Origin of the sequence: Maribacter sp. (assembly GCA_020629415.1) — a bacterium.
GTDB classification, from domain to species: Bacteria; Bacteroidota; Bacteroidia; order Flavobacteriales; family Flavobacteriaceae; genus Maribacter; species Maribacter huludaoensis.
Window position 1 is genome coordinate 65,546 of the sequence record JAHDDL010000013.1, and the last position, 25,675, is coordinate 91,220.

Annotated in this window: 21 protein-coding genes; 7 read left to right on the forward strand and 14 right to left on the reverse strand. The window is 33.2% G+C overall.

The window, feature by feature from the left end:
* Nucleotides 1-131: 131 nt before the first annotated feature.
* Nucleotides 132-506 (forward strand): hypothetical protein, encoded by a 375-nt coding sequence (locus QZ657_RS07395; RefSeq protein WP_276470591.1) that lies wholly within the window; start codon nucleotides 132-134, stop codon nucleotides 504-506.
* Between the two features lie 47 nt (nucleotides 507-553).
* On the opposite strand, the gene QZ657_RS07400 is transcribed toward QZ657_RS07395, so the two are convergent.
* Nucleotides 554-997 (reverse strand): GNAT family N-acetyltransferase, encoded by a 444-nt coding sequence (locus tag QZ657_RS07400; RefSeq protein ID WP_291959743.1) that lies wholly within the window; start codon nucleotides 995-997, stop codon nucleotides 554-556.
* 113 nt (nucleotides 998-1,110) lie between these two features.
* Complete coding sequence (gene rpiB, locus QZ657_RS07405) at nucleotides 1,111-1,539, reverse strand: ribose 5-phosphate isomerase B (protein WP_291959745.1); 429 nt, start codon at nucleotides 1,537-1,539, stop codon at nucleotides 1,111-1,113.
* A 647-nt stretch (nucleotides 1,540-2,186) separates the two neighbouring features.
* Between rpiB and rnr the strand changes: the two genes are divergently transcribed.
* The 3 genes from rnr (at nucleotide 2,187) to QZ657_RS07420 (ending at nucleotide 5,830) form a co-directional block, all read left to right on the forward strand.
* On the forward strand, nucleotides 2,187-4,379 hold the full coding sequence (gene rnr, locus QZ657_RS07410; RefSeq protein WP_291965953.1) for a ribonuclease R: 2,193 nt from the start codon (nucleotides 2,187-2,189) through the stop codon (nucleotides 4,377-4,379).
* An 86-nt stretch (nucleotides 4,380-4,465) separates the two neighbouring features.
* Nucleotides 4,466-5,146 carry a head GIN domain-containing protein gene (locus tag QZ657_RS07415; protein WP_291965954.1) on the forward strand — a complete coding sequence of 227 codons (681 nt, stop codon included), beginning with the start codon at nucleotides 4,466-4,468 and terminating at the stop codon, nucleotides 5,144-5,146.
* Between the two features lie 3 nt (nucleotides 5,147-5,149).
* On the forward strand, nucleotides 5,150-5,830 hold the full coding sequence (locus QZ657_RS07420) for a LysE family translocator (protein ID WP_291965955.1): 681 nt from the start codon (nucleotides 5,150-5,152) through the stop codon (nucleotides 5,828-5,830).
* A gap of 45 nt (nucleotides 5,831-5,875) precedes the next feature.
* On the opposite strand, the gene QZ657_RS07425 is transcribed toward QZ657_RS07420, so the two are convergent.
* From QZ657_RS07425 to QZ657_RS07450, 6 genes are all read right to left on the reverse strand, one after another.
* The gene (locus tag QZ657_RS07425) at nucleotides 5,876-6,382 is read right to left on the reverse strand and encodes an OmpH family outer membrane protein (protein ID WP_291959751.1); all 507 of its coding nucleotides are present in this window, start codon (nucleotides 6,380-6,382) and stop codon (nucleotides 5,876-5,878) included.
* A gap of 238 nt (nucleotides 6,383-6,620) precedes the next feature.
* Nucleotides 6,621-7,457 carry a class I SAM-dependent methyltransferase gene (locus tag QZ657_RS07430; RefSeq protein WP_291965956.1) on the reverse strand — a complete coding sequence of 279 codons (837 nt, stop codon included), beginning with the start codon at nucleotides 7,455-7,457 and terminating at the stop codon, nucleotides 6,621-6,623.
* Between the two features lie 64 nt (nucleotides 7,458-7,521).
* Nucleotides 7,522-9,390 carry a tRNA uridine-5-carboxymethylaminomethyl(34) synthesis enzyme MnmG gene (mnmG, locus tag QZ657_RS07435; RefSeq protein ID WP_291965957.1) on the reverse strand — a complete coding sequence of 623 codons (1,869 nt, stop codon included), beginning with the start codon at nucleotides 9,388-9,390 and terminating at the stop codon, nucleotides 7,522-7,524.
* A gap of 5 nt (nucleotides 9,391-9,395) precedes the next feature.
* A complete protein-coding gene (ybeY, locus tag QZ657_RS07440) occupies nucleotides 9,396-9,815 on the reverse strand; it encodes an rRNA maturation RNase YbeY (protein ID WP_276470582.1) in 420 nt (139 codons plus the stop codon).
* Nucleotides 9,808-13,137 (reverse strand): hypothetical protein, encoded by a 3,330-nt coding sequence (locus tag QZ657_RS07445; protein WP_291965958.1) that lies wholly within the window; start codon nucleotides 13,135-13,137, stop codon nucleotides 9,808-9,810. Before QZ657_RS07445 ends, ybeY begins: the two co-directional genes overlap by 8 nt.
* Before the next feature lie 363 nt (nucleotides 13,138-13,500).
* The gene (locus QZ657_RS07450) at nucleotides 13,501-14,733 is read right to left on the reverse strand and encodes a fibronectin type III domain-containing protein (RefSeq protein WP_291959758.1); all 1,233 of its coding nucleotides are present in this window, start codon (nucleotides 14,731-14,733) and stop codon (nucleotides 13,501-13,503) included.
* Between the two features lie 265 nt (nucleotides 14,734-14,998).
* Here QZ657_RS07450 and gltX point away from each other — a divergent pair, with 265 nt between their 5' ends.
* A complete protein-coding gene (gene gltX, locus QZ657_RS07455) occupies nucleotides 14,999-16,507 on the forward strand; it encodes a glutamate--tRNA ligase (protein ID WP_291965959.1) in 1,509 nt (502 codons plus the stop codon).
* 83 nt (nucleotides 16,508-16,590) lie between these two features.
* On the opposite strand, the gene QZ657_RS07460 is transcribed toward gltX, so the two are convergent.
* The 3 genes from QZ657_RS07460 to QZ657_RS07470 all read right to left on the reverse strand — a co-directional run bounded on the left by QZ657_RS07460 (nucleotide 16,591) and on the right by QZ657_RS07470 (nucleotide 18,689).
* On the reverse strand, nucleotides 16,591-16,986 hold the full coding sequence (locus tag QZ657_RS07460; protein ID WP_291965960.1) for an ACT domain-containing protein: 396 nt from the start codon (nucleotides 16,984-16,986) through the stop codon (nucleotides 16,591-16,593).
* A 66-nt stretch (nucleotides 16,987-17,052) separates the two neighbouring features.
* Nucleotides 17,053-18,069, reverse strand: coding sequence for a 23S rRNA (adenine(1618)-N(6))-methyltransferase RlmF (rlmF, locus tag QZ657_RS07465; protein ID WP_291965961.1), 1,017 nt, complete (start codon nucleotides 18,067-18,069; stop codon nucleotides 17,053-17,055).
* A 41-nt stretch (nucleotides 18,070-18,110) separates the two neighbouring features.
* Nucleotides 18,111-18,689 carry a PepSY-associated TM helix domain-containing protein gene (locus tag QZ657_RS07470; protein WP_291965962.1) on the reverse strand — a complete coding sequence of 193 codons (579 nt, stop codon included), beginning with the start codon at nucleotides 18,687-18,689 and terminating at the stop codon, nucleotides 18,111-18,113.
* A 348-nt stretch (nucleotides 18,690-19,037) separates the two neighbouring features.
* Between QZ657_RS07470 and katG the strand changes: the two genes are divergently transcribed.
* A complete protein-coding gene (gene katG / locus QZ657_RS07475) occupies nucleotides 19,038-21,281 on the forward strand; it encodes a catalase/peroxidase HPI (RefSeq protein ID WP_291959768.1) in 2,244 nt (747 codons plus the stop codon).
* Between the two features lie 64 nt (nucleotides 21,282-21,345).
* Here the strand turns inward: katG and QZ657_RS07480 are convergent, their stop codons facing one another.
* Nucleotides 21,346-21,711, reverse strand: coding sequence for a bleomycin resistance protein (locus tag QZ657_RS07480; protein WP_276470574.1), 366 nt, complete (start codon nucleotides 21,709-21,711; stop codon nucleotides 21,346-21,348).
* 213 nt (nucleotides 21,712-21,924) lie between these two features.
* On the opposite strand from QZ657_RS07480, the gene QZ657_RS07485 reads away from it, so the two are divergent.
* Nucleotides 21,925-22,884: an SPFH domain-containing protein gene (locus QZ657_RS07485; RefSeq protein WP_291965963.1), complete on the forward strand. Its 960-nt coding sequence runs from the start codon at nucleotides 21,925-21,927 to the stop codon at nucleotides 22,882-22,884.
* A 68-nt stretch (nucleotides 22,885-22,952) separates the two neighbouring features.
* On the opposite strand, the gene QZ657_RS07490 is transcribed toward QZ657_RS07485, so the two are convergent.
* Nucleotides 22,953-24,230 (reverse strand): POTRA domain-containing protein, encoded by a 1,278-nt coding sequence (locus QZ657_RS07490; RefSeq protein ID WP_291965965.1) that lies wholly within the window; start codon nucleotides 24,228-24,230, stop codon nucleotides 22,953-22,955.
* Nucleotides 24,231-24,583: 353 nt separating this feature from the next.
* On the reverse strand, nucleotides 24,584-25,675 hold a 1,092-nt coding region (gene glnS, locus QZ657_RS07495; protein WP_291965967.1), incomplete at its 5' end, for a glutamine--tRNA ligase.

The following is a 25,675-nucleotide window of genomic DNA, read 5'->3' on the forward strand; positions in this document are numbered from 1 at the left end:
GCTCTCTAAACTTACTTCGTTAGTACCTTTCTTTAAATGAGAATTGCAAATTAAAAATATTTTATACTTAACATATTGTTAATCAACGTTTAAAATTAGGAATTGTCCTTTTTTTTGTTATTTTAAGTGTTATGGTAAAAGTAGAAAAATCAGAAAACACAGCATTTTTAGAAAAGTCAATTCAACATTTAGAAGCTACCGGTTTCGAGAATATTAAAGCTGATATGGAAGGCTATGAAACCCCCAAATCATATTCAAGAAAAGGTTTGGAAGACAATGTTACTCCAGATATTGTAGCTATCAAAAACGGTAGAAAATATTATTTTGATATTAGCTTAAAATCACCAAAAACCAGGTTGCTAAAATCTAAGTGGTTGTTTTTAGATACTTTGAGTAGAATGAATTCTAATAGATTTAGAATTATAACTACCAAAGGCCATTACAAGTTTACAGATAATATGTTAGAGGATATTAACTTAAGTAATAAAACGCCTATCAAGATTTAAGTTTTTGAATATAACTTATTAAAAAAGACCGCTAATAGCGGTCTTTTTTATTTTTTCATCATTGCTATATGTGGTATACCATCTTCCAGATATTCTTCTCCTGTCGATTTAAAACCTAAATCTGTATAAAATTTGGTAAGGTATTTTTGAGCAGAAATTTTTATTTCATTTTCGTTAAAATGTTCTTGAACAGCAGTAATAGAAGCTTTCATTATTACTTTTCCATAACCAAATTTTCTATAATCTTCATGCACTGCTACTCTACCTATACTAGCTTGATCAAAATAATCACCAGCTTTAAAAATACGGGTATATGCCACTACGGTTTTATTTTTATATCCTATTATATGAATAGCCTCAGAATCTTTACCATCTATATCTTGATACACGCAATCTTGCTCCACTACAAAAATTTCACTTCGTAAGCGTAGTACATTATATAGTTCTTCAATATCAAATTCTTTGAAACTCTTTACCTTAATATCTAACATAAAAATTGTTCAATTAATTAGTTATGTTCATATCTATTATGAAATAACTATATGATTTATAAATGGTTATAATAACTATTTTAGGTTATTAACATAGTTGTAATAACTATCTATTATAGCGGAATCTTTTCAATTCTACGTTCATGCCTACCTCCATCAAAAGAAGTGGTAATAAAGGTAGATACCATTTCAAGTGCTTGCGGTAACGCTATGTATCTTGCAGGTAAGCTTAAAATATTTGCATCATTGTGTTCTCTAGCCAGTTTAGTGATTTCTTTGGTCCAACATAATGCAGCTCTTACCTTTTGCTGTTTATTGGCTGTCATACTAGCCCCATTACCACTACCACAAATTAAAATACCAAAATCAACGGTACCATTTTCAACATCAAGAGCAACCGGGTGTGCAAAGTCTGGATAATCAACACTATCCGTACCATCAGTACCATAGTTGATAACTTCAATTTGTTTAGATTTTAGTAAACCTATAATAGCTAACTTGTATTCTGTACCGGCATGATCGTTACCAATAGCTATTTTCATATGCATAGTATTTAAAGGTTAATTGTTCAAGATTAATATCCAGTGGGGGTGGAACAAAACTTAGCTAAAGGTACAATAATCAGTCATTCACAACAAAAAACGAGGGGTTCACAACAATAGTTATCAAGTCATTAATAAAAATTGTTAATTAGTATGTTATAAGGAAGATTACTTAATGCATAAATTGTTTAGAAAAAGTTGCTAAAAAATTTGGTTATTAAGGTTAACATCTGCTTACACTTTTAATCCTCTGAAGACGAATTTAAATATTAGAAACTATTAGAGGATTTTCATCAAATTAACACCCCTAGTTAACATTAAAATTACATTTAGTTATTAATAAATTCATGTTAATAGCACTTATAAACCATGTTTAATAACTTCTCAAAATACTGATTTTCAATTATAGATTCATAAAATATATTGTCAACAAGTATTAGTATCTCATAAAGACAAGAAATATAGAAATAAGTTATTCTAGATATTAACAAGCTATAATAACCATTAATATTTAATTTAATTTAAAAGAAAAAATGTCTAATATGATATATATGTTAATAACAACTCGTTTACTTAACTTTTCAATAAGAGGTAGAATAACAGGTACTGGATTATAATTCGTAATTTTCCAATAAATTAAAAGTTTAATGTCGAAGAAGAATAAGAAGGCGAAGAATCATAGAAAGAACGAAATTACTAAAGGAATTTTTACAGTTCTTGAAAAGGAACCTAATAAAAGTTTCAACTATAAGCAGATAGCTGCAAAGATTAAGGTTACAGATGCTCAGGATAGGAATATACTTATCAAAAGATTAACTGAGCTTAAAGAGAAGAAAAGAATTCAAGAAGTAGACAGAGGTCAGTACAAAGTTTTGGAAAACACTAAAACTTATTATGAAGGTACTGTAGACCTTACAGGCAAAGGTAATGCCTATATTGTGATAGATGGTATGGATGATGATGTCTTCATTCCGTCTAATAAATTGAATAAAGCTTTTCATAAAGATAAGGTTGAAGTTTATATCTATCCACGAAAAAAGAGCAAAAAGCTTGAAGGTGAAATAGTTAAAGTACTTGAAAGATATAAAACTACTTTTGTAGGTATTGTTGATATGCAAAAGACATTTGCTTTTGTAAGACCTTCAGATTTTAGAATGTATACCGATATTTTTGTCTCTAAAGATAAATTGAACGGTGCTCAAGATGGTGAAAAGGTTTTGGTTGAAATCACTGACTGGCCAGCAGATGTAGATTCCCCTTTTGGTAAAGTTACCGAAGTATTGGGTATACCTGGTGAGCATGATACGGAAATTCATTCCATCTTAGCTGAGTATGGTTTACCTTATTCCTTTCCTGCAGATGTTCAAAAATTTGCTGATGGTTTGGATACCAGTATAAAAGAAGAAGAAGTAAAAAAGCGTAGAGATTTACGAAATGTACTAACCTTTACCATTGATCCAAAAGATGCAAAAGATTTTGATGATGCCCTTTCTTTTCAAAAATTAGAAAATGGTAATTACGAAATAGGTATTCATATTGCAGATGTTTCTCATTATTTGCAAAAAGATACCATTTTAGATGATGAAGCTTATGAGCGGGCAACCTCAGTGTATCTGGTAGACCGTGTGGTACCTATGTTGCCAGAAGTACTATCTAATAATGCTTGTTCTCTAAGACCTAATGAAGAAAAATATACTTTTTCTGCCATTTTTGAACTAGATGCAAATGCTATAATAAGAAATCAATGGTTTGGTAGAACGGTAATTGATTCTAATGAACGTTTTGCATATGAAGAAGCTCAATATATCATTGAGAACGGTAATGGTAACATCCCTGAGGATATTTCAATAAGAGAGACTGCTTATAGCGTTTCTAACGAAGTTGTTGAAGCTACGTTAGAAATGGATAGGCTTGCCAAAATAATGCGCTCTAAGCGTATGGATCAAGGTGCACTCTCTTTTGATAAAGTTGAGGTTCGTTTCAATCTTGACGAGAACAGTGAGCCGATCGGAGTTTATTTCAAAGAGTCTAAAGATGCCAATAAGCTTATTGAAGAATTTATGCTTTTGGCGAATAGAAAAGTCGCTGAATTTATAGGTAAACAAAAACCAAAAAAGACGTTCGTTTATAGAATTCATGATGATCCGGATCCGGATAAGTTAATGGCTCTGAACGGAATTGTATCAAAATTTGGTCATAAATTAGATTTTAAGGACAAGAAATCCATTAGCTCTTCTTTGAACCAATTATTACAGGACGTAAAAGGTAAAAAGGAACAAAATATGGTAGATACGCTTACTATACGTAGTATGAGCAAAGCTATTTATACCATAGATAATATTGGTCATTATGGGTTGGCTTTTGATTATTATACCCATTTTACTTCTCCGATCAGAAGATATCCAGATGTTATGGTACACAGACTGTTACAACATTATTTAAATGGTGGTAGTTCTGTCAATGCCGAAGAATTTGAGAAGAAATGTAAGCATTCCTCAGATATGGAATATTTAGCATCAAGTGCTGAAAGAGATTCTATTAAGTATATGCAGATCAAATTTATGCAAGATCATAAAGATGAAGAATTTCGTGGCGTTATAAGTGGTGTTACGGAGTGGGGAATATATGTTGAAATCATTGCTAATAAGTGTGAGGGCATGATTCGTATTAGAGACATCAAAGGAGATTATTATATCTTTGATGAGAAACAGTATGCCATTGTAGGTGAACGTACTAAAAAGAAGTATACCTTAGGAGATGAGGTTACAGTCATGGTAAAGAGTACAGATTTAATTAAAAGGCATTTAGATTTTGCCTTGATACCGGATAACCTAAAATAATTTGGAATAGATTTTGGTATAGAATGGCTGAATTAAGTATACCCTTTGTTCATAAGTGTTTACTTACTTAAATTACATAGAAAAGAATGAAACAATTTTTAGTTTTAATGTTTCTCTTAGGATGTTTATCGGTTACTGGCCAAGATAATCCGGTGACACAAAATCTAGAACCTTTTAAAGAGTTAAAGGTTTTTGATGGTTTATCTATTAATCTTATAAAATCTGAAGAAAATAAGGTTATTATTTCTGGAGAAAATACTAGTAAAGTAGCTATTGTTAATAACGAGGGTGTTTTAAAAATTAGGATGCAAATTGGTAAAATCTTTAGTGGTTATAAGACATTTGTAGATTTATATTATACCAATGAAATCTTAGTGATAGATGTTAACGAAGATGCCAGGATTGTAACTGAAGATATTATTAAGCAAGATATCCTAGAATTAAAGGCTCAAGAAGGTGGTGAGCTTGTTGTTAATGCTGAAGTTGAACAAATGCTGATAAAGTCTGTATCTGGCGGTGTAATTAGAACTGCTGGTACTTCTAATCTACAAGATGTTCAAATCAATACCGGTGGTATTTATGAAGGTAAAGGGTTTATTACTAATTTTTCTACTATAAATGTAAATGCCGGCTCCAGGGCAGAAATTAATGCAAAAGATTATGTAAAGGCTACCGTTAAAGCGGGTGGCGAGGTATTGGTGTTCGGAAACCCTAAAAAACTTGAGGAAAAAACGGTATTTGGTGGTACCATTAAAAGAATGCAATAGTACATGTTAGAAGATATCCAAGCTGCGATTCCACTAGGCTTTTTCCTAAGTTTTATGGTTGGGCCTGTATTCTTTGTATTATTACAAACTAGTGCCGTTAAAGGGTTTAGGGCAGCTTTGACCTTTGATGTTGGTGTATTATTGGCAGATATACTTTTTATACTTGTAGCTTATTTTAGCAGTTTTCAGTTACTGGAAAATTTAAGTAATCAACCGGGACTATATGTATTTGGTGGGGTTATACTTTTAGTTTACGGTCTGGTAACTTTCTTTAAAGTAGATAAAAAAGAGATTCCTGTGGATTCTAAGAAAATAAAGAAGTCTGATTATTTAGGACTTTTTGTTAAGGGTTTTTTGTTGAACTTTATCAATATTGGTGTTTTGGTGTTTTGGTTGGGAATCATAATTATTGTTGGTCCAACATTAGATAATCAACCTAATCGTTTTTTTACTTTTTTTGCTACAGTACTACTCTCCTATTTTGTAACAGATCTTTTTAAAATTCTTTTGGCCAAGCAACTTAAACGTAAATTAACGGTAAAGCGGATAGTTTATGTAAAAAAGTTAATAGGAATAATTTTAGTTATTTGCGGGGTTGTACTTATTGTTAAGGGTTTTTTACCTAAAGAACAATTTAATATTGAACAGGAATTTGAAAGATTTGAGACTAAATCCATAGAATAAAAAAAGCCGGTCATTGACCGGCTTTTTTATTAATAAACGTTTAATTTATTTCTTGTACTTATCATTAAGTAATTTTACTATTTCATCTGTAAGGTCATTAGCTTCTGTTCCATAAAGAACACTGCCACCGTCACCACCACCTAGAATATATGAATATCCTTTAGATTTTCCGTAAGCCTTAATTTCTTCTTTAACTTTAGAAACAATACTATCCATTTCAGTTTGGCCTTCCATTTGTAGTTGTTGATCTTGCTGTTGAAGTTGTTGCCCGATCATTTGACCTCGTTGTTGCATAGCAGCATATTCTTCTTGTGCTTTTGATTGTGACATTTTTTGTGCCTTAGTTTGGAATGCTTGTGCTTCCATTTGAAAAGCTTGAGATATACTGTCTCTTTTTTTGGCTAAAGCATCTGCCTTAACTTTAAATTTTGCTTCAACATCAATTTTTTGTTGAAACTCGTCCATCAATTTTACGTTATCTACGTAACCAATTTTTTCTTGAGCACAAGATGCTAATAACGCGATAGCGAAAATTAAAATTATGTTTTTCATTTTATCATTTTTATGTGATGCAAAAGTAATAAAGGTTTTAGAATGAATATATTTTATAATTGAGATTAATATAGGGAAATTGATAAATATAAATTTTATTGATAGCAAATTTAATTTTAATTATTTTTTTCTATAATTATAAACTACTTTAAGATGTTTTTAAGAGCTTTTTTAATTATTTATGATATAATACTTAGTTATTTTAAAATAATCTCTTAGAATGTCTTAAATTGAATATTTACCGGTTTTTAAGTATATAAATTAGGGAAGAATACTCATTAGATGATTTTGCTTTCCAATTTGAGATAAAACCTCTATAAAATGCGTTAAAGTAGTTTGATGACCTGTTTTTATATTTTTCCGATAATAATGACACATAATAAGAATCAAAATACATTGGCAATGTTTTCTCTACAAACATATTTTCATTTTGAAATAGTTTTTTCATCGCGGTTTGTGAAAAGTGCCATAAGTGTCTGGGTGTATCATACGCTGCCCAGAATTCTTTATAGTATTGTGCATCGTAAGATTTATAGTTAGGTACAGCAATAATTAAAGTTCCATTTTTCTTGAGAAGAGATTTTATATTTTTAATTTGATCTTCTAAATTTGGCAAATGTTCTAGTACATGCCATAAGGTAATGACCTCAAATTTTTGATTTTGTAAATGATTTAAGCTCTCATATACTATTAAATCTTTGTTGGAAGCTTTTGTTCTGGCTTGGTCGTTTAACTCCACTCCTATTACTTTCCAATTATAGTTTTTTGCTGTAGTTAGAAATTCACCAGTCCCGCAACCTATATCTAATAGATTTTTTTGTTCGTTTGAATATTGATCTATAAGTTTTACTTTTTTGTTTAAAGTATACTTTTTTACTATTTGATAAATTTTTTCAAATAGATTATTGGCGTTATCGGAATGAGAAATGTAGTTACTAGAGTCGTAGTAATTTTCAAGTTTTTTAGGTATAGGTTTTGTGATAAGCATGTCTGTTTTTGAATCGTATTCTAATTCAAATTCTTCTTGAGTTACTAGATAATCTTTAGTTACTATGTTAGAATTTATATTTGACATTTTTGATTTATTGGGTTTTTGTGGATGATGTAAATTTTCATTGTTCCACGTGGAACAATTTGCCCTACCTTCCAAGATAAACTAAAAGTACGCTGATGTCGCTCGGAGTAACCCCACTAATTCTTGATGCCTGGGAAATGGTAACAGGTTGAATTTTCGTCATTTTTTCTCTTGCTTCAAATGATAATGATTTCAGTTTAGAGTAATCAAAATTTTCTGGAATTTTAACTGCTTCCAATCTATGAAGTTTATCGGCGTTTAATTTTTCTTTTGCTATGTAACCTGAGTATTTAATCTGTACTTCTGCTTGCTCCAAGATTTCATTGTCAAAATTATTTTCTTTAACGAAATTTGAAACATCCTCTAGCTGTAACATATGATTCATTGTTACATTAGGTCTTGAAAATGCTTTGTACATTTTATCAGATTGCTTTACCAAAGATGAATTTACACTTTCTAAAATTGGATTAATGTCTTTTGGTAATACACTAGTTTCTCTAAAGAAATTAACTAAAGCTTCAGATTGTTTTAGTTTTTGTTCCATTCGCTTCATTCTTGTATCTGTAGCAAAACCTATGGAATGACTTAAAGGAGTTAATCTTAAATCAGCATTGTCCTGTCTTAATAAAGTTCTATACTCTGCTCTTGAAGTAAACATTCTGTAAGGCTCTTCAGTTCCTTTTGTAATTAAGTCATCAATTAAAACTCCAATATAGGCTTCATCTCTTTTTAGAATTAAAGGGTTTTCTTCTTTTAATTTTAGGTGTGCATTAATTCCAGCCATGAGTCCTTGCGATGCTGCTTCCTCATATCCGGTAGTTCCATTTATTTGTCCTGCGAAATATAAGTTTTCAACTAGCTTAGTTTCTAAAGTATGTTTCAATTGTGTTGGTGGAAAGTAGTCGTACTCTATAGCATAACCTGGTCTAAAGAATTTTACGTTCTCAAAACCAACTACTGATCTTAACGCTTTAAATTGAACATCTTCTGGTAGAGAAGTTGAAAAACCATTTACATATACCTCTACCGTTTCCCATCCTTCAGGTTCAATAAACATTTGATGACTATCCTTATCAGCGAAACGGTTTATTTTATCTTCTATAGATGGACAGTATCTAGGTCCTAAACTTTTAATTCTACCATTGAACATTGGGGATCGGTCAAAACCTTCCCGTAGCAAATCATGAACTTGTGCACTTGTATGCGTCATGTAACAATCACGTTGATGTGCTAAAGGTTTTGTATTGGTATAGGAGAATTTTTCTGGAACGTCATCACCTGGTTGAACAATCATCTTGGAATAATCTAAGGATCTACCATCAACTCTAGGTGGTGTCCCGGTTTTCATTCTTCCACTTTCAAAACCTAATTCAACTAGTTGTTCTGTAATTCCGGTTGCTGCTTTTTCTCCTGCCCTACCTCCACCAAATTGTTTTTCTCCAATATGAATCAATCCATTTAAGAATGTTCCATTGGTTAAAACAACAGCTTTTGATTTTATATTGATACCAAGAGATGTTTTTACTCCAACAACTTTATGGTTTTCAACAAGTAAACCAGAAACCATTTCTTGATAAAAGTCTACATTGGGAGTACGTTCTAACATTAAACGCCATTCTTCAGCAAAACGCATTCTATCATTTTGGGTTCTTGGACTCCACATTGCAGGTCCTTTGGATTTGTTCAGCATCTTAAACTGAATTGCGGATTTATCGGAAACGATTCCGCTATATCCCCCAAGTGCATCTATCTCCCTAACAATTTGCCCTTTTGCAATTCCACCCATTGCCGGGTTACAGGACATTTGTCCTATATTTTGCAAATTCATTGTTACTAATAAGGTTTTTGAACCCAAGTTTGCAGCTGCTGCTGCCGCTTCTGCACCGGCGTGTCCTCCGCCAACTACAATTACATCGTATTCTTCTCCAAACATATTTTCTAATGTTCCACGTGGAACAGCTTTATTTTTTCTTCTTCTTTAGCGCGCATTTCGGCAGTAGCTGCATCCGATTTATCCGAATAACCCATTAGATGTAAAACACCATGAATCATTACGCGTTTTAATTCATTATCAAACGTAACATTAAATTCTTGTGCATTTTCTTTTATGCGGTCAATAGAAATATAAAGGTCTCCCGAAATATTTTTGCCTGATACATAATCAAATGTGATAATGTCCGTAAGGTAATCGTGTTGTAAGTAATCTTGATTTATTTTAAGCAAGTAGTCATCACTACAAAAGATGTAGTTAAGTTCTTGAATGGAAAACCCTTCGGTATTACAAGATGTTGTAATCCACGAATCAAAGTTTTTTTCTGCTACAAGTTTAAATTCAGTTAGGTAATTGTAATTAATCATTTGTTTTGAAGTACTCTTTAACCTTTGATTGAAAATTTTGCCGCAAAGGTAAGCTTTGCCTATTTAAAATTTCAACTTCATTATGATAATTATCTAATAATGAGGGTTTAGTAGTAATAGGATTTGTGAAGTCTTTTAAATTTCTATTACTTTCTCGCTCAGATTTCTCTCCTTGCTTGAGTGCTGCGTTTTCTAATTTCAATAATTCGTACTGTATAGTATTGGCTTTGTTGATGGTACGTTGCGTAATACCGTTTTCTAAAAGATCGTTTTCAAAATCTTCCATCTGTTTAATTAATTTTTGACCTAATTTTTGGTCGCCAGAATTAATCATGTTTTTCAGTTGCTCCTCTAGTTCCTGTCTTATTTTTTGTTGATTTTGATAAATCTCATAGATTTCCTTTAGTTCAGATTCGCTCATTGAACCCTCACCTTGTGCACCCATACCGTTTGTTCCATTTTTTCCCTGTCCCTTTTCTCCACCTTCACCTTTTTCACCATTTTTACCACTTTTTCCTTCTCCGTTTTTTCCATTTTCACCTTCATTTCCGCGTTCACCTTGTTTACCGTTAGCCCCCTGTTTACCACGTTCGCCTTGTTTTCCTCCTTCACCTTCATTTCCGTTCTTACCTTGTTTTCCTTCACCACTTTTACCCTCTTTTCCTTGGTTTCCAGATTCTCCTTGCTGACCCATTTTTTCACCAATCTGTTGTTGTCCTTCAATGATATCCGGTAACTGAAATCCTCCGTCACTTTGTCCAGAACCTTTTCCCATTTGCATACTTTCATTCATGTTATCCATAACCTTGGCTAAAAAATCTGCAAGACTGTTAGCTGCGGTCAGTACATATTTTTGATGGGAAATGCCTTGAAACATTTGACCATCTGCCATCGTTTCTAAAGATTTATCAATGTTATAGTATACTTCGGTAATCTGTTCGTTTACAAATTCTGATAGTTCAGCTTGGCGAAGGGATAATGCAAATAGACTATCATCTACATGTTCAAATAAACCTTTTAATTCATTTTGATCCCTAACTGTTTTGGAATATTCCGTTGCGTCTTGTTCTTCTCTGGAGCTAAGTCTATCATAAAGTGTTTCTTGTTTAAATGAGAAAATGATAAGATTATCTAAAATTTGTCTTAGCATTTCAGCATCTTCAGCTACCGAAGAACCACCGCTTCCACTAGAAGAAGACTCACTTAAGGCTTCACTCATTTCTTTCATTTTATCTGCTGCCGATTTTTGTTTCTTTTTAGCATCGGAACTGGTCGGTTTATTTTGTTCACTAGTATTATTTTTTTGTAATTGATCTAGGGCATTTTGTTGGTCTTCTTTTACAGTTATTATTTTGTTTTCTTCAATGTTTATATCAATTGGTTTTTTTAGCTTTTCATTATCTTTTTTCAAAGCATCCATTTCCTTTGATAACTCGTTAAATTTCTTGTTTAATTCGGTTTGTTTTTCCGCTGTATTTTCTTCATTATTTTTTTTGGATAGTTCTTCTTGTTGTTTAGCTAATTGTTCTAAATCCCGTGAAAGTTGAGAGGCTTTTTCAGTTACATAATACCGTTTGGTTAATTCTAATAACTGTTCTAGACTACGTTCACTATTTTGTTGTTTTTTACCTAGTTCTTCTAATTTTTTTGTTAGCTCTTCTTTTTTAATTTTATCGGCTACTTTGTTAAGTTCTTCAAGGAGTTGCTGATTCTTTTTAGCTTGTTCTTCTTGGCGTTTTAAGCGTTCTTGTAACAATTGGTTTAATTTGTCGTCTCGGTTGTCTTTGTTAAGATTCTCTTTAAGTTCTTTACTGAATTTTTGCATGAACTGCTCTTGCTGTTCTTGTTTTTTTAAGTAATCTTTAATCTGCGATTGGTCATTAAAATTTAAGCTGTTTTTTTCCTTTTGATTTTTATTGATTTCTTCTAGTGATTCTTTTTGTTCTTTTGCTCTCTCTAGAGAATTATCAAGGTTATTTATTAAGGTTTGTTGAGATTCAAGATCCTTATTTTTTAACTGATTATCATCTAGTAATACTTGTTGGTATATTTGGCTTTTTGTTGTCTTTCCATTGTGCAGGGCATCATTATCCGTAGCTTCGAAATAAAAGCCATAATTCTTGCCTTCTTCAAGGTCCAATCCAGAGGGGAAGGTGTAGTAAAATTGTTGGTAGTTAGAAGTGGGTTTGATCAGCGAGACATTCTTTTTGTTTTCTTCATTGCCCACTTCAAAATATACAATGTCAATTTTTCGTAATCCATAATCATCAGTAGCGGAACCAGTGTAATAGGAAACGTTTGGATTTAAACTATCTAGAATTTGATTTACCTTAATTGTGGGATAAGCATCTTTAATTACTTTAAAATTGTAAGCTAAACGTTCATATTCTTGAACATTTTCGTTTGTAGTGGTTAGTTCATAATTAAAATTATCATAGATTCTCCTTGCTAAAGTAAAGTTGTTATACTCTCTGGAAAAAGACAACATAGTGTCTTTAATACTAATATTGATCTTATTGGTATTTTCTCCTTTAATGTTCCAAGTAACTTTTGTTCCTTCTGGTATAACAGCGTTTCCTGTGCTTGTGATTTTTTTATTAGGTCTTTTTAGATATTTTGGATAGGTAAGATTCATAGAAAAATCTATGATAGAAGGAGTCCGTAAAGACTGTAAGGTATATTCTTTAGACCGTACTTCATTTGCAGAGAAACTAAACGTTGTTGTTTTAATTGGGGGTGAAAATGTATATTCATATAATCCACTATTTTGTTGTAGTAGTATAAGTTTGTCATCAATTTCTATATATATGTTTTCAGGTTTTATTTGGCCTTTGGTCGTTACTTGAAGAGTAAAGCTTTGATCTTGCAATGTGCTTAATTTATCAGATAATAGCTGAAATTGGAAAGGCGCTGGTTTTTCATAAGCCATTTCGTAATTAATAACGCGTTCATAAGTACCAAAAAAACTGCTCCATTTGCCTGTAATGAAAAGAACCAAAATGATAATGGCAGGTATGACTATATATTTTGAATATTTAAGGGAATCTTTATAATCTACGGCCTTAGTGAACGGAATTGGAGTTAATTCTCGTGATTTTTGATTAATACTGGCTAATAGTAGCTCAGATTTTTCAGTATCGTTTGCTAAATCTAAAAGATTGGTAAGTTTATCCCCTACTTCAGGAAAATGTTTACCAATCATGTAAGCTGCATCTTTTATTCCTATTCCTTTTTTTAATTTAAATAAATAGAAAATAGGAGTTAAAATATACTTGAAAAGCAGAAATATTTCAACCAGTATAAAAGCAGTGAATAGAATCATTCTACCGGTACTGTTCATCCAAAGAAAAAACTCAATACCCAGAATAAGTAATAAAAACAGTAATCCGAAGGCGAAAAACAATAATATACCCTTCAGTAGAACTTGAGAATAGTGCTTTTGAATGAATTGATTTAGTCGGTGTAATATGTGATTGTAGTCTTGCAATTGCCCTTTTTTATACCAAGATAACGGTTAAAAAGAATGGTTAGTAGGAAATATTTGTTAAAAAGGATTTTCTAACACGCATTGAATGAAGCGCATAATTAGGTTTATCACGTATATTTTATAGAAGAAAGGAAAGGGTGAACCCTGTAAATTATATACAGAATTCACCCTTTATTGATTTTAATTTTTACTCCTTTTTTAATTTGTTTCTAAAGTAACCTCGTAATTTAATTGATATACTACTCCGTCAACTTCTATAAGGATATAACCTGTCTTATCCGCTGCCAATGAGTTGTAGTTTTCTTCACTTAGAACACTACTTGAAACTGAAGAAGCATAGGTACTATAATTGCCTATTTCATAATCTACAGCAACCCATTTGTTTATTTCAAAATTTGCCAATTCTTCAGAGAAAGTTATGTTTAATTGTCCAGGAAAATATTGGCTATCTGGTGTAATTAGTTTCGCTTCGGTAATAGTGATATCTGGGTGAACCGGGTAATCGTTAGTAGTAGTGAAAGATGCCGTAGATTCTTTTGTCTTATAAGTATTTTGTGCTCTTGCAGTAACTACGACTTCATAGTTGGTATTTCTTTCAAGATCGGTTATATATTTGGTGGTTCCATATCTAAAGTGGTTTTCAGTAGGATAATCAACACCGTTAATAGTTAACAAGTACAATACCGTATTACCATCTGCAGAAGTAGAAGGTGTCCAACTTATGGTAGCTGATGTTGCCGTAATATCAGATATAGAGACTTCAAAATCTGTTGGTAAAGGACAAGGCTCTCTAAAAAATGTTATTTCTTCTTCTGTTTCTGCGCCGCTGTAACTAATGGCTATAACTTTAATTGTGTGCTCCTCTCCTTCAGTAACTACCATTGTAAAACTTGTGGTTTCGGTTGTTTTAGAACCGTAGGTCTCATGGTATTCACCGTTTATAAAAATTTTGTAATAATAGTCAGAACCATCTTCAACTGTAGGTGTTTGCCATTTAATACGAACCACGTCACAAGCAATCAATTCATAAGTAATAGGAAAAGCAGATGGTGGTGTACCCAAAGTATGAAACTCAGATGTATTTATACTGTCTTTTGCATCATCAGCGGTGGCAACCACTTTTACGGCATAAGTAGTATTTATATCTAGTTCCTCAATGTTATATTCTAATTCGCTAAGATTTTCAGCCTGTAATTCATCATCTAGAAACAAACTGTAGCTCACGGCATTATTATTAGATGCCGTGACTTTTGTCCACATAATTTTAGCACTGGTTTGAGAGATGTCTTCAAACTCAATTTCAAAAGAAGATAGTGTAATTTCATCGGGTGTGTTATCTACTTCAGGCATAGAATCGTCGGTAGAATCTGAGCTACATCCTGTGACTATTAGAATTAAAAATATATAAAAAAAGTTTAAATAATATTTCATTTTTCGTTGATTAAGGTTTTTAAATAACGAGGAGCAAATTGAATTCGTATGTGCATTTTCAATTTTATAAATCGATTTGTTTTTTCCCTCTTAACTAGGGTTTTTACTTAGTTTTTAAGAATTATATATTTTATTTTTCCCTAAATCTGTACTATGTTTTTGAATATTAGAGTTGTAACGTGAATACGTGAGTAATTTCATTTTGATAAATTAAAATAAACAGCTGTAGATATATGGCTAATGGTGTTTTTTATACCTTTGCCAAATGACAAAGAAAGTACGTGTTCGTTTTGCTCCCAGTCCTACAGGACCATTGCATATTGGTGGTGTACGCACTGCCCTATTTAATTACTTGTTTGCTAAAAAACATGGCGGCGATTTTATTCTTAGAATTGAAGATACCGATCAAAATAGATATGTTGAAGGTGCCGAGCAGTATATTATAGATGCATTGAACTGGTGCAAAATTCCTTTTGACGAGGGTGTTGGCAAAGATGGCGGTTTTGGACCATATAGACAGAGCGAACGTAAATCCTTATATAAAAAATACGCTGAGGATTTAATTGAAAGTGGTCATGCATATTATGCTTTTGATACTGCGGAAAGTTTAGATGCGCACAGAAAAGAGCATGAACAAAACGGAAAAACATTTATCTATAATTGGCATAATAGATTAAAATTGGATAATTCATTATCACTTTTGCCAGAAGTGGTTAAGAGCCGTATAGAAAATGGAGATGATTATGTTGTTCGCTTTCTTACTCCACCAGATGAAATATTGCAATTGAATGATTTAATTCGTGGATCAATTAAAATTGATACCAATGTTTTAGACGATAAGGTACTGTTTAAAAGTGATGGAATGCCAACCTATCATTTGGCCAATATTGTAGATGATCATTTAATGGAAATCTCACATGTTATACGTGGTGAAGAATGGTTGCCTTCTATGGCTTTGCACAAACAGTTGTATGACGCTTTTGGATGGAATTCCCCAGAATTTGCCCATTTGCCTTTAATAATGAAACCCGTAGGTAAAGGGAAACTTAGTAAGCGTGATGGTGAAAAAATGGGCTTTCCGGTATTTCCTCTGTCATGGAAAGAATCTGTTGGGTATAAAGAATCAGGATATTTTCCTGAGGCGGTTATAAATTTTTTGGCATTGTTAGGATGGAATCCGGGTACTGAGCAAGAATTATTTTCTTTAGATGAATTGGTGAATACGTTCAGTTTGGATAGGGTAAATAAATCTGGAGCACGTTTTGATCCGGAAAAAACCAAATGGTACAACCAACATTATCTTCAAGAAACATCTGATAACCAATTAGCTGAATCATTTTTACCTATTGTAAAGGAGCATGTTTCTAATGGGAATGATATTAGTTTGGAATATGTAACCAAAGTAGTTTCACTAATAAAAGAGCGGGCCGTATTTGTATCAGATTTTTGGAGTCTAAGTGATTACTTTTTTGTAGCTCCTAAGGAATATAATGCAAAGGCTGCCAAAAAGCAATGGAAAGAAGATACCGCTTCTATTATGACAGATCTTATTTCAGTACTAGAACCAATTGATGATTTTTCTTCGGAAAATTCTGAAACCGTAGTAAAAGCTTGGATTGGCGAGAAAGAGTTATCATTTGGAAAAGTAATGCCACCATTACGTCTTTTCTTGGTGGGCGATATGAAAGGACCTCATATTTTCGATATCATGGCAATGATAGGTAAAGAGGAAAGTATTTCCAGAATAAAGACAGCCTTAAATAAGTTAGGATAAATAAAGAATTTATAAATTTTAGTGTAGGTCTAAATGGTAACCAGTATTCAAATACGGTTTTTTTAGAATAGCTATAATGCGGTCTACGCATTTGAAAATTCCCTCAATATATCCATAGCTTTTTCGGTATCTTTTTTAGCTACAAAAATGTGGTCGTGATAATATGCGGCTACTACATTACAGCTGATATCATGTTTTGTCAAAGCTGTTGAAACCGCCGCTGTTAAACCAACTGCATCTAGAGCGGAATGAACGGTAAGTGTAATCCATGAAGCTATAAATTCGTATGTCAAACTTAATTCATCGGCTTTGTTCTTTTTGAGGATAACAGTAGTTCCTTCCCTTTCCTTAAATTCAAATAAAATATCCTCTCTGGAAATATGCTGAATATCTTTTAAAGATATAAATACATAGTTACCTTCGTTTAAAGAAGGTTTTAAAGTCCTCAATAGTATTTTAAGATCTCTTTTTCCAGTCATTTTAGCTTTTTTACCGAATTTTCAAAAAATTTTCGACCCTTCGGGTCGTTTTATTATCAAAGTTTCTTAAATCTCTTCTTTTATTAGATTTATAAAGGTGTTTTTCGGTTTTTTTTCGCCTATCCATCTATCGTTTGCCCAAATTTTCATTTCCGGGGCAGATAGAAATGTCCAGGCTATTATTCTGCTCATTTTATTTCCTTGACCCATTGGTGTAGTTATGTGTTGGGTAACACCAACTTTTTCCAATCTATCATAAAATACGCCTAAATTAGACTGTTTGGATACCAATGTAGAAAACCAAGCGGAATTTTGTGAAAATTGTGCACTCTCATTTATCATATTCAGCACAAAACGCTTTTCTCCACCATCGGTCCACAGCTCACCTCCTTGCCCACTAAAGTTCAATTCGGCTTTTTTTACCCTTTTTTTCTTTAGATTACTGAGTTTACGTAGTGTTCCTGCCTCAGCCTCGGCTTTTGTTGCATGAAAAGGTGGGTTACAAATAGTAAAATCTACTTTCTCATTGGTGTTTATAATACCAGAAAAAATATGCTCAGGTTTTGGTTGATGTCTAAATTTCACCTTACCGTTTAGATTAGAATTCATCTTAACAATATTTTCGGCCACTTCAATGGCTTTTTTGTCAATGTCAGATACAATAAAAGACCAACCATAAGAATGTTCTCCAATTATAGGATAAACACAATTGGCTCCCACTCCAATATCCAAACAAGTAATTTTATCCCCTTTTACAAATTTACCTTCGTTATTTTTTGCTAATATATCTGCAATATGATGAATATAATCTGCTCTTCCAGGAATTGGCGGACACAAAAAACCATCTGGTATATCCCAATATTCCAAGTTATAGTCACACAGTAAAATAGCTTTATTTAAAGCTTTCACGGCTTTTGGGTCAAAAAAATTAATGGTTAAACTTCCGTATTTGTTTTTAAAAACAAACGGTTTTAATGCTATATGCTCTTGCTTTAAACGCTTTAGATCGTAACGACCGGTATGTTTATTTCTTGGATGTATGTTAGGTTTTTCAGCGGTCTTTTTTTCTCTTTGATCGGCCATAATTATATGAATTGTTCAGAGATCAAAGCTAAACCTAATTTTTAAGTAGATACTTTATTTCTTTTCATACGTTTGGGTCCATACCATAACCAAAATCCTGTAATGGTAAAAAGCAATAGTGCAAGACCCATAAAAGAGGTGTAGAATACTTTAATTTGTTTGTTGGACGTGCCTAGTAATTCATCTAAAAATGAACCGTCATGTATTTTTTCTATTACATCTGAATATCTTCGTTCTACATGTAATACCTTTCCTGTGGTACCATCTATTTGAAGGCTCCATATGTGGTCAGTGTAAACAAACTTTACCATTCCTTTGTTTTTCCTAATATCAATACGGTCAATTTCGGTAGAAAGCTCGGAAGAAATAGAATCTAACAAATAGGTGTTTGCTATAGTGTGTAAACTGTCTATAGGCAACCAGTGTTTTAAATTGGTGGATACTCCTGCGTAGGATTTAGATAATATAAGATCTCCACTATGTTTTTTCCACCCTAAAAGTAATCCTGTAATAGAGATAACGAAAAAGAAAATAAAAAGTGCTGCACCCGTGATTCTATGTGCTTTTCTAAAATTACGAAGCAGTTTAGCTTGTCTTTTTCTTGCAGTGCCCTTAGTCATATAATAAACCTATAGCTCTGCAATATAGTTAGATTTGCTTTTTATTATCAGGGTAATTCTGTTAAAAGAAACTTAGTGTTTTTATACTTCGCAATGGTTGATGAATTATGGCCAAAACAAATTTTATTCGGTTTAAATTATAATAATCGTAACGTTTATTTTAAGAATTCTTAATTATCATGAAGTTTTAATATTATGTATATTTAGGTCTATAGATATTTTTACCGATCCACATTTGCTATTTCTTAATATCGCAATAGGTTTTATCTATTAAAAACTATAAAACAATAGAAAAAGTGTTGATAGTTTTACTGTACTGAATTTAAACAAACTTTAAAACATAATATCATGAGTAGTACTAACGGTAATGGTGAAGCCTGGGACGTAAATGATCCAGCTGCAGCAAATTGTCCATTTTTAAACGGTGAAATGCATCAAGCAGCTGGTGGTGGAACAACAAACAAGGACTGGTGGCCTAATATGTTGAATCTTAATATTCTAAGATTACATTCTAAAATGGCAGATCCAATGGATGACGATTTTAACTATGCAGAAGAGTTTAAATCCCTTGATCTTGCCGCTATAAAAAAAGACTTAACGGAATTAATGACAACTAGTCAAGATTGGTGGCCTGCAGATTATGGCCATTATGGTCCGTTTTTCATCCGTATGGCTTGGCATAGTGCGGGTACCTACCGTATATCTGATGGTAGAGGTGGTGCAAGTTCAGGTAATCAACGTTTTGCACCATTGAACAGCTGGCCGGATAATGCCAATTTAGACAAGGCTCGTTTATTGTTATGGCCTATAAAACAAAAATATGGAAAGAAAATTTCTTGGGCAGATTTAATGATTCTTACAGGTAATGTTGCCCATGAGAGTATGGGATTGCCTATGTACGGTTTTGCTGGTGGGCGTGAAGATATTTGGCAGCCGGAAGAGGATATTTATTGGGGTTCTGAAACCGAATGGTTAGGTAACAAACAACGATATGATGAAGAAGGTAATGAATTGGAAAATCCGCTTGGTGCCGCACATATGGGGTTAATATATGTTAATCCGGAAGGGCATAATGCCAATCCTGATCCATTAGAGGCTGCCCACTACATTAGGCAAACGTTCAAAAGAATGGCAATGAACGACTATGAAACCGTAGCTTTGATCGCGGGTGGTCATACCTTTGGTAAAACGCATGGTGCGGCAGACCCGGAGAAATATGTAGGCTCAGAGCCTGCAGCAGCTGATATTACCGCTCAAGGTTTGGGCTGGAGCAATAGTTATGGTTCAGGTTCTGGTGCAGATACAATTACCAGTGGTATAGAAGGTGCATGGTCACAAACACCTACAAAGTGGAGCCACTACTTCTTTGAAAACTTATTTGGTTTTGAATGGGAATTAACAAAGAGTCCCGCCGGCGCATGGCAATATAAGCCTGTAGGCGATGCCGGTGCAGGTGAAATGCCCGATGCGCATATACCGGGAAAAACCCACCAACCTTTTATGTTGGTAACTGATATGTCTTTGCGCTTAGATCCGGATTACGAAAAAATTTCAAGAAACTTTTTAGAAAACCCTGATGAATTTAAAGATGCCTATGCTAAAGCTTGGTATAAATTAACACATAGGGATATGGGACCTAAAGAACGTTATTTAGGACCTGAAGTACCAAGTGAACAATTAATTTGGCAAGACCCTGTTCCTGCTGTTGACTTTGAACTTATTGATGATCAAGATATTGAAAGTCTAAAAAATACAATTTTGTCTTCGGGACTTTCAACTGCAGAATTGGTTTCAACGGCTTGGGCATCTGCCTCTACCTTTAGAGGGTCAGATAAACGTGGCGGAGCTAATGGTGGCCGTGTTCGTTTGGCTCCGCAAAAAGGTTGGGAAGTAAACAACCCTCAGCAATTGGCAAAGGTAACTTCTACGTTAGAAAGAATTCAAAAAGAGTTTAATGACGGGCAATCCGGTAACAAAAAAGTGTCTTTTGCAGACTTAGTAGTGTTGGCAGGTACCGCTGCTGTAGAAAATGCGGCTAAATTGGCAGGTTTTGAAACTAAGGTTGCTTTCAACGCAGGTAGAACCGACGCTACACAGGAGGATACGGAAATTGAATCTTTTGATGCTTTAGAACCTATTGCGGATGGATTTAGAAATTATACGAAGCAAAAATTATCCGTTCAAGCGGAAGAATTACTGATAGATAGAGCTAACCTTTTAACGCTTACTGCTCCAGAGATGACAGTTTTAATAGGAGGGCTTCGTGTATTAGGTGCTAATTATGACAGTTCTAATAATGGTGTTTTTACTGATAAACCTGGTTTGTTGACCAATGATTTCTTTATCAATTTGCTAGATATGGGTATTACATGGAAGGCATCTTCTGATGATGATACTGTTTTTGAAGGTAGTGACCGTAAAACAGGCAACGTAAAATGGACAGGTACTAGAGCAGATTTAATATTTGGATCTAATTCTGAGCTTCGGGCCTTAGCAGAAGTTTATGGTACTGAAGATGCTAAAGAAAAATTTGTGCGTGACTTTGGTAGAACTTGGACCAAAGTAATGAACTTAGATCGTTTTGATCTTTAGTTGATTGTTTAAAATATATGGAAAAAGGCCGCTCTTTAAAGCGGCCTTTTTATTTTTATATACTCTAAATTTTATGTAAAGATTGCCCAAATGTTAGTAGATTATTATCGGGGTCTAAAAGGGAGAATTCCTTTTGTTTCCAAGGTTTTTCGGCTAATTTACCGTTGGGATGTATAGCAACGTTGTTTTTTAAGAACGATTGGTATATATTTTCAATATCTTGGGTACGTATGTAAACCTGCCCATAGTTTTCTTTCGGATTAATAGTTTCAAACAGAAAAAAATGGATTTCAATATGGTCTTTTTCTACCATTAGATATTCGTTGTAATCCTTATCTCCCACTTCTTTAAAACCTAGAACATCTATATAGTAATTTTTAGTAACGGTTTTATTTCGCATGGGGAGTTTAGGCTGTATAGATAGTAACATATAGCTAGTATTTAAGTATCACTAATTTTCTGCAATAAGGTGTTAAGAGCGGTATTTAATCTGTCTAGTAAATTGAAAAAGGTTTACTTTTCTCAAAGTAATATTACAATTTATGTTTTTAAAACCATGATTTTGTAACAAATGTGCAACTTATGCTACTTATAGTTTGAAGGCTTTTAGTATCTTCCATTATTAACTATAAAATAAAAAAATATGGGCTCATTTATTTGGATTCCGATTGCGTTTTTAGTGATTTTCACTATTCTATCGGGTGTATTTATCGTAAAACAACAAACCGCTGTTTTAATAGAAACCTTTGGGAAATTTACTAGTGTTAGGCAATCTGGTATTCAGTTTAAAATTCCCTTCGTACAACGTATAGCCGCCAGAATAGGTTTAAAAATTCAGCAGTTAGATGTTATTATAGAAACCAAAACCTTAGATGATGTATTTGTAAAATTGAAAGTATCTGTACAATATGTGGTTATCAAGGAGAAAGTATATGATGCTTATTACAAGTTAGAATATCCGCATGAGCAGATTACTTCTTATGTATTTGATGTGGTTAGGGCAGAGGTTCCAAAAATGAAATTGGATGATGTTTTTGTAAAGAAAGATGATATAGCAATTGCCGTAAAATCAGAGTTACAGGATGCAATGTTGGATTATGGTTTTGATATTATTAAGACCTTGGTTACGGATATTGATCCAGATGCACAGGTAAAGGAAGCCATGAACCGTATTAATGCTTCTGAACGTCAAAAAACCGCTGCACAATTTGAAGGTGATGCCGCTCGTATTTTAATTGTGGAAAAAGCTAAGGCAGAGGCAGAAAGCAAACGTTTACAAGGGCAAGGTATTGCCGATCAACGTAGAGAAATTGCCCGTGGTTTAGAAGAATCTGTAGACGTATTAAATAATGTAGGTATCAACTCTCAAGAGGCTTCAGCGCTTATTGTTGTTACCCAACACTATGATACGTTACAGTCTATAGGTGAAGAAACGAATTCCAACCTTATCTTGTTACCAAATTCACCACAGGCCGGTAGTGATATGTTGAACAATATGATTGCATCATTTACGGCTTCTAACCAAATTGGTGAAGCAATGAAAGAGCAGAATGCCAAAAAGGGGATTGTGAATAAAAAAAGAGGTAATTCAAATAATTCCTAAATTACCAATTACATAATATCAGGGCCGCTACAATTAAAATTTTAGCGGCTTTTTTCTTTTAGGTTTACCTAGAAATATTGCCCTATACCAAAAACTATACCATTGGTAGCATCGTTACCAATTCCTACGCCATAATCCAATCTAAATACCGCATTGAATATTTTTTTGTGGATAAACCTAAAACCAACACCCGGATATAGTTTGGTGGAAGAACCATCAAATAATTGCGAGAACTCTTCACCGGGATTTCTCCATGATCCAGCATCAATAAAAGCATTTCCCTGAACAACAAACCAGCCTTTTTCATATAAAGTATGCCTGTATTCTGTATTCAATACAATTGACGCCGTACCGCGATCCACTGTGGTACCTACTCCCCTTATGTTTAATTGATTGTCTAATGTAAAGGGCGCGAACGGAGAATCATCGTTGCCGAATGCCGCTGCCAAACGCAATCTACTTGCCCAGTTGCCTTTATCTTGGATCTTTTTGTAATACGTAAAATCATTTCTAAATGACGAGAACGAATTTAGAAATGTTTCTGCAGGAGCATCTCCATTTAAAAATTGAATATGTTGTGCTGTAAATTCACTAACAACACCATCAAAATATTGATAATCAATATCTAGATCTACAAAACGGTAAACACCTTTATAGATAAATTTGTTTGCTTCTAATGAAAGCGGTGTATCCGGCAACGGATTTTCACCTTCAAATAAATAGGATTCTTGAACAAAAGCGGCGCCTAATTCTGCTTCGTTCTTAAAATTGAAGGAAAATAATAGCTTAGCTTCTGCATTTTTAGAATTAAAACGATAGTTTTTGTCACCTTGATCATAAAAAACGGGTTCTTGTGTAGTTAAATCCTGGTAATTGATTCCTATGCCTAATTTGTCACTAAATAAAAATGGATGTTCCCAAAATGCACCATAGGAGTTGAAAATATTCTTCTCATAAAACCCACCTAATAATTGATTATTTCCAAACAGATTAAATTCAAATACAGATACTCTATATGAAAAACTACCGTCGTTTGCGGTAGCTATCCTTAAACCTGGTATAATAGTAAAGTTTTCTACAACATTATATATAAGAATATTTTTATTGGCTCTATTTTCAATGGCGTAGGTAGCACTGGCAATACCCGGTAATCTTTTTAATCTTTCAACATCTGCATTTACTAAGGAGACATCATATATAGTTTGTTCTTTCGTTTTAATCAATCTTCTTAATAAAGACTCTTTTGTTCTTTTTAAACCTGAGAACTCTAAAGCGTCTATTTTAATTTCTTGTGCAAAAAGTGTAGTACCTATAAAAAGTAGTAAGATGGTTGCAATTTTTTTCATAGCATGTATTGTTACTTTAACTAAGACGAGTTGAAATAACATTCCATACGAAAAAAAGGCATTTTACCTAATGGATCGATGAAAGGTAATTCTCTAAAAACAATATGATCAAGAAAAGAAAGGTAATATATGCAGATACTTATACTTTAATATAAATGGTAAGTGCACTTTAGATAATTAAAGTTCGAGGCAATACTGAAACGCAATATAAGGTGCTTTAAAAGCATTTTTACCATCAACCTACAGATTTGTATAGCTGATTATTTAAAAGCATTGAGGTTGTCTTAAAACAATAAAAAAAGCATAAAAAATACCAATTGATATTTTTTATGCTATTGAAAAAAATTATGATTTTATTTTTGAGCTATTTTAGCCCAAGAATCTCTTAAACCTACTGTTCTGTTAAAAACCAATTTACCGGCAGTGGTATCTGGATCAACACAAAAATAGCCCATTCTTTGAAATTGTACACGGTCGCCAATTTTTGCCTCTTTTAAATGCGGTTCCACATAAGCTGTAATTATTTTTAAAGAATCAGGATTTACAAATTCCATAAAATCTTTATCCTTATGTGTATCCGGACTTTCATCTGTAAACAAACGATCGTATAAACGAACCTCTGCCTCTACGGCATGTTTTATGGATACCCAATGTAATGTACCTTTTACCTTACGTAAGCTTTCCTCAGTACCACTACCACTTTTACTTTTAGGATCATAGATACATTGTACTTCTATAATATTCCCATCAGTATCTTTTGTGCATGATTCAGCCTTTATAATGTATGCGTTTTTTAAACGAACTTCTTTTCCTAGTTTTAGCCTAAAGAATTTTTTGTTTGCTTCTTCTCTAAAGTCTTCTTTTTCAATATAAAATTCTCTTGAAAAAGGAACTTTTCTAGAACCGGCACTTTCATCTTCAGGATTATTCTCCGCATCTAACCACTCTACTTCGCCCTCAGGATAATTAGTAATGACTACTTTCAAAGGGTCTAAAACACCCATAACCCTTGGAGCTACTTTATTTAAATGGTCACGGACTTGAAATTCCAATAAAGAAACATCAATTAAATTATCCCTTTTGGCAATACCGATGGCGTCTGTAAAATTGCGGATAGCTTCTGGAGTGTACCCTCTTCTTCTTAAACCGGAAATTGTAGGCATTCTAGGATCGTCCCAAGATTTCACGACGCCTTTTTCAACTAGTTGAGCCAGTTTTCTTTTACTGACTACGGTATGGCTTAGGTTCCTTCTAGCAAATTCTCGTTGTTTAGGCTTTATTTTGTTTTCATCATATACTTGATCTAAAAACCAATTATATAATTCACGGTGCATCGCAAATTCCAACGTACAAAAAGAATGGGATACTTGTTCTATATAGTCGCTTTCACCATGTGTCCAATCATACATCGGATAAATACACCAATCGGTATTTGTTCTGTGGTG